This is a genomic window from Tumebacillus lacus, assembly GCF_026410385.1.
GTDB lineage: Bacteria > Bacillota > Bacilli > Tumebacillales > Tumebacillaceae > Tumebacillus > Tumebacillus lacus.
The window spans coordinates 1-4,562 of sequence record NZ_JAPMLT010000006.1 but is presented as its reverse complement, the minus strand read 5'-3'; the positions used below and the strand labels follow the sequence as shown (position 1 = coordinate 4,562).

Sequence of the window (4,562 nt, the reverse complement as noted above, 5' to 3'; positions counted from 1 at the left end):
AGGATCAAACTCTCAATAAAAGTTTGGTTCAAGCGAACTGAATCGCTGGCTCGAAAATCGATCTCGTAACACTCGTTTAGTTTTCAAGGATCAATCGTTTGCCGCCGAAGCGACGATAATTAATATACCACGTTGCGATGTTTCTTGCAACTAGTAGTTTTTTCATTTTTCATCACCGCCCTCTCGCGGCGACAGAACCTATCTTACCACGACGGATGCGTGCCTACAATCGACTCGACCTAGCCAACGCAAACAAACTCGAACTTCCAGATCGTTCGCAATGCGTCGGCTCGCCGAATCTCCGCTTTTTGTTTTCGTTCTCCCTTATCCTCTCCACTCCATAAACTTCTCTTTCGCCCGCCCCGAATCCAACGCTTCCCGAGCGAGATCCGCACCTGCCGCCACGCTGTCCACTCGCTCTGTCAACCACAGACGCAGCGCGCTGTTGAGCACGACCATTTTCCCCAGCGCTTGCTCCTCGCCTGACAGCACATCAAGAATACGCTCAGCCTGCTCTTTTGCCGACCATCCAGCCGCATCCACTTCCGCAGACAATCCATACTCCTTCGGATCAATGAGATGCTTTTCAGCCTCGCCGTCACGCACAATCAAAACGGCCGAAGGTCGATGAGTCGGGATATCCTCCGAACCATCGATACCCTGCACCACCATTCCTTTTCGATAGCCGAGTTCCTTCATCAGTTCCGCCGCTTTGTCCATTGCCGACGTATGGAACACTCCGGTTACCTGCCACTCTGCTCCGGCCAGATTTAAAAATTTCTCGGCCGTGTTCAGCATTGTCCGCACGCCAAGCCCTTCACGGATCTGCCGCAGTCCATCAAGAGGCGCACACCAGCTCTCCGTTTCCATAAAGGCCAAACCGGTTTGCAACAACGTGTTTTTTGCTTGGTCAACACTCGCTGCGGCCGACACACCGAGTTCCCGCAGGATCTCGAGCAGACTCACCCCATCCTTTGGAGGCAACGACTCAGTCCCATGCAAGGCCACAGGAACACCTGCGCTCGCAAGCACAGCCGCGACAGGAATTGTCGCCGCAAATGATTTGGCCCGACCATCGTACGGTCCCGCGCAGTCAAGAACATCCGGCACGCCATCGACCCGTTCGGTCCGCGCCCGCAACACCTCAACAAACGCCCGCAGTTCGGTCACACTCTCCCCTTTCATCCGCTCCGCCATGAAGAATGCGCCAATCTGCGCATCAGTCGCCTCCCGATCCGCAATCCTTGCAGCGGCATACAAGGCTTCCTCGTACGACAGATCTCTCGCGCCCTTTTTGCCGCGTCCCACTTCTTTCAAATAGGTTTGCATCCTCTTCATCCTCTCGTTCCAAATCGTCTCTTCAAGATTCGCATACTGCAGACCGATTTCCTCCCTCTTGACATTTCCTGTGAAAGGAACCCATACTTAGATCACAACCATATGACTATTTCATTGTTTTTAGTCACATAAAGGAGATCATCCACATGCCCAAGTTTACGGACCATGAAAAGGAAGCGATTTTTGAAACCCTGCTGACGAAAGGCAAAGAACTGTTCACCGCCTACGGGCTCAAGAAAACCAGCCTCGATATGATCGTCGACGCATGCGGCATCGCAAAAGGATCGTTCTACAAATTTTTCGATTCCAAAGAAGAACTGTACTTCCGAATTCTTGAACGGGAGGAGGCGTTCCGCGATGCGATGCTTGTCGACCTGCAATCATCCGAACTCCCCGCTCGTGAAGCATTGCGGCAGATGCTCAAAGCTTCTTTTGATCACATAGCGGGCAATCCGTTCCTGCTCCAGTTGCACGAGCGCGATGAATACGAAATGTTGATCCGCAAACTGCCAAAGGAGATGCTCGCAGAACACATTCAAAAGGACAATGCTGCCGCCATGGCTTGGATCACCGATTGGCAACGAAGAGGTCTCCTGATCCAACGCAGCCCAGAAGTGATCGTCGGCGCGATCCGATCACTTGTTCTGCTCTCTTTGCATCAGAAGGAAATCGGTAAAGAATTGGGGGCTGAAGTGATGGATCTGCTCATTGAAGCAACGGCAGATCGATTGACTCGCACTTACTAAAAGGAGGCATTTCCTTATGATCGACGTGCAAGATCTGCGCTTTACCTATCCCGGCAACCGGGAGGAAGCATTAAATGGGTTGGATTTCACGATTGGCAAAGGAGAGATCTTCGGTTTCCTCGGCCCGTCCGGTGCCGGCAAGAGCACCACGCAAAAGATCCTGATCGGCGTACTCAAACAATACTCCGGCCGCGTACAGGTTTTGAATCAAGAACTGCGCGATGTCACTCAAGATTATTACGAAAAAATAGGTGTGGCGTTTGAGTTTCCGAACTTCTACAGCAAGTTCACTGCTTTGGAAAATTTGAATTTCTTCCGATCCCTGTACAGCGGGGAAACGGAAGATCCAATGAGGTTGCTGGAGATGGTGGGATTGGAGAAAGATGCGAATACTCGCGTGGCCAATTTCTCGAAGGGGATGAAGATGCGTTTGAATTTCATCCGGGCTTTTTTGAATAAGCCGGAGTTGATTTTCCTCGATGAACCGACGTCCGGTCTCGATCCGGTCAATGGGAAGATCATCAAAGATTTCATGCTGATGAAAAAGGCGGAAGGAAAAACGATCCTGCTGAATACGCACAACATGAACGCTGCGGAAGAACTCTGTGATCGTGTGGCGTTTTTGATCGACGGTAAGATCCCGTTGATCGATTCGCCCCGTCAACTGATGGTGGAACACGGCCGGCACAGCGTCCGTGTGGAGTATCAGGGAGATGGTGAGTTGCAACTGGCGAGGTTTGAGGTGGAAGGCATCGGGTATAACGAGGAGTTTCAACGATTGCTGAGGGAGCGGGAGATCGTGACGATGCATACGGAGGAAGCGACGTTGGAAGATATCTTCCTGCAGGTGACGGGGAGGCGTTTGGCGTGAGAGTTGGCAGGGCGGTCTGGCAAGATGTAAGGTTTCAGTTGCGGCATGGGTTTTATTTGGCGTATGTGTTTGTGTGCGCGGTGTATGTGTTGATTTTGCATTCGCTTCCGGAAAGTTGGCGGGAGACAACGTTGACTGCGCTGTTGTTTTCTGATCCGAGCACATTGGGTTACTTTTTTATCGGCGGTCTGATCTTGCTGGAGCGGGGGCAGAATCTGTTTGACAATCTGTTTGTGACTCCGTTGCGAGTACGGGAATATCTGCTGGGAAAGGTGATATCGCTGGCCGGGTTGTCTGCGGTGACGGCTGTGTGCATCGAGTTGTTCTCTTTTGGACCAGGTCTTCGTGTGGGACCGCTGTTGGTCGGGGTGGTGCTGAGTTCCGCTTTCTTTACGTTGCTTGGGATCAGCGTCGCGGTGCGGACTCGGACGGTGAATCAGTTTTTGTTGACGTCGCCTATGATTTTAACTCTGTTTTTTGTGCCGCTGTTGGAGACGTTTCAGTTGTGGCAATCTCCTTGGTTGTACTTGTTGCCGGGAAAGGGGTCTCTGATTTTGATCGGCGGGGCGTTCGCTCCGCTCTCGCTTCAGGAAGCTTTGCCGGCAGTCGGGATGTTGGCGATCTGGACCGGCGGGGCTTGGTGGTATGCGAAGCACTCATTTGAGCGATATGTGATTTTGAAGATTGGAGGCGGAGTGCGATGAGCCGGGTGTTGGCGCTTTCTCTTCGGGATCTGAAAGATATCGGGCGGGACCCGATGCTGATGATTGCGATTGTCGGGCCCTTACTGTTGGCGATGGTCATTCGCTTCGTTCTTCCGTTTGCAAGCCAATGGCTTGAAGTTCGTTTTGGTGTCGGATTGATGGAGTATGGAGCGCTTTTTGCTTGTCTGTTGTTGGCGATGGTGCCTCTGATGTTGGGAATGTTGATCGGGTTGGTGTTGTTGGATGAGCGGGATGAGGATTTGCTCTCGTATTTTGCTGTCACGCCCTTGATGAAAAAAGGGTATCTGGTTTATCGGCTGGCAAGTCCGGTTGTGCTCAGTTTTGTTTTGTCGTTGGTGGCTTTGGCTGCGGCTGGGTTGGCAGAGTATTCAGCGGCGCAGGCGATACCGGCTGTTTTGATGCTTGCGTTGGAGGCGCCGATGTTTGCTTTGTTCATGACGGTGGTTGCGGGAAATAAGGTGGAGGGCATGGCTGTCGCAAAAGCTGGCGGTATTCTGTTGCTTGCTCCGTTTGCGAATTATTTTTTGCAGGATCAGTGGCAGTGGGTGGGCATGCTGCTTCCGACTTATTGGGCGGCAGAGGCGTTTTTGGAGCCCGGGGGCCGTGCAGTTTTGGTTGGATTTGTGTTTCATGGTGTGGTGTTGTGGGGGTTGATGAGGAGGTTTATGGGGCAAAGAAATTAGTGGAAAATGGAAAGGCCAGATCATTAATGATCTGGCCTTTCCGCATGATTCGATATAACAAAATGCCTCGCGACGACCTACTCTCCCAGGACCCTGCGGTCCAAGTACCATCGGCGCTGGAGAGCTTAACTTCCGTGTTCGGGATGGGAACGGGTGTGACCTCTCCGCCATTGTCACGAGACGCTTTTGTTTTTGTTTG

Annotated in this window: 5 protein-coding genes and 1 rRNA gene; 4 read left to right on the top strand and 2 right to left on the bottom strand. The window is 52.1% G+C overall.

All coding sequences use genetic code 11. The annotated features are described in order from the left end of the window. Window positions 1-324: 324 nt before the first annotated feature. Complete coding sequence (locus OS242_RS12410) at window positions 325-1,329, bottom strand: anthranilate phosphoribosyltransferase (protein WP_267152015.1); 1,005 nt, start codon at window positions 1,327-1,329, stop codon at window positions 325-327. 155 nt (window positions 1,330-1,484) lie between these two features. Between OS242_RS12410 and OS242_RS12405 the strand changes: the two genes are divergently transcribed. From OS242_RS12405 to OS242_RS12390, 4 genes are read left to right on the top strand one after another with little or no spacing between them, the layout of a single operon-like run. Next, the gene (locus tag OS242_RS12405; protein WP_267152014.1) at window positions 1,485-2,084 is read left to right on the top strand and encodes a TetR/AcrR family transcriptional regulator; all 600 of its coding nucleotides are present in this window, start codon (window positions 1,485-1,487) and stop codon (window positions 2,082-2,084) included. A gap of 16 nt (window positions 2,085-2,100) precedes the next feature. Then, window positions 2,101-2,955, top strand: a complete 855-nt coding sequence (locus tag OS242_RS12400) for an ABC transporter ATP-binding protein (RefSeq protein WP_267152013.1) — start codon at window positions 2,101-2,103, stop codon at window positions 2,953-2,955. Next, window positions 2,952-3,659: a fluoroquinolone export ABC transporter permease subunit gene (locus OS242_RS12395; RefSeq protein WP_267152012.1), complete on the top strand. Its 708-nt coding sequence runs from the start codon at window positions 2,952-2,954 to the stop codon at window positions 3,657-3,659. The genes OS242_RS12400 and OS242_RS12395 overlap by 4 nt, the downstream gene beginning before the upstream one ends. After that, entirely contained in the window at window positions 3,656-4,363 is a 708-nt protein-coding gene (locus OS242_RS12390) for a hypothetical protein (RefSeq protein WP_267152011.1), read from the top strand. The genes OS242_RS12395 and OS242_RS12390 overlap by 4 nt, the downstream gene beginning before the upstream one ends. Window positions 4,364-4,427: 64 nt before the next feature. Here the strand turns inward: OS242_RS12390 and rrf are convergent. Next, window positions 4,428-4,544: ribosomal RNA gene (gene rrf / locus OS242_RS12385) — 5S ribosomal RNA — on the bottom strand. Between the last annotated feature and the right edge of the window lie 18 nt (window positions 4,545-4,562).

What these genes read in the sequence shown, in the direction of transcription:
- OS242_RS12405 (WP_267152014.1), top strand. Translation starts at nt 1,485, where the DNA reads ATGCCCAAGTTTACGGACCATGAAAAGGAAGCGATTTTTGAAACCCTG.
- OS242_RS12410 (WP_267152015.1), bottom strand. Translation starts at nt 1,329, where the DNA reads ATGCAAACCTATTTGAAAGAAGTGGGACGCGGCAAAAAGGGCGCGAGA.
- OS242_RS12390 (WP_267152011.1), top strand. Translation starts at nt 3,656, where the DNA reads ATGAGCCGGGTGTTGGCGCTTTCTCTTCGGGATCTGAAAGATATCGGG.
- OS242_RS12400 (WP_267152013.1), top strand. Translation starts at nt 2,101, where the DNA reads ATGATCGACGTGCAAGATCTGCGCTTTACCTATCCCGGCAACCGGGAG.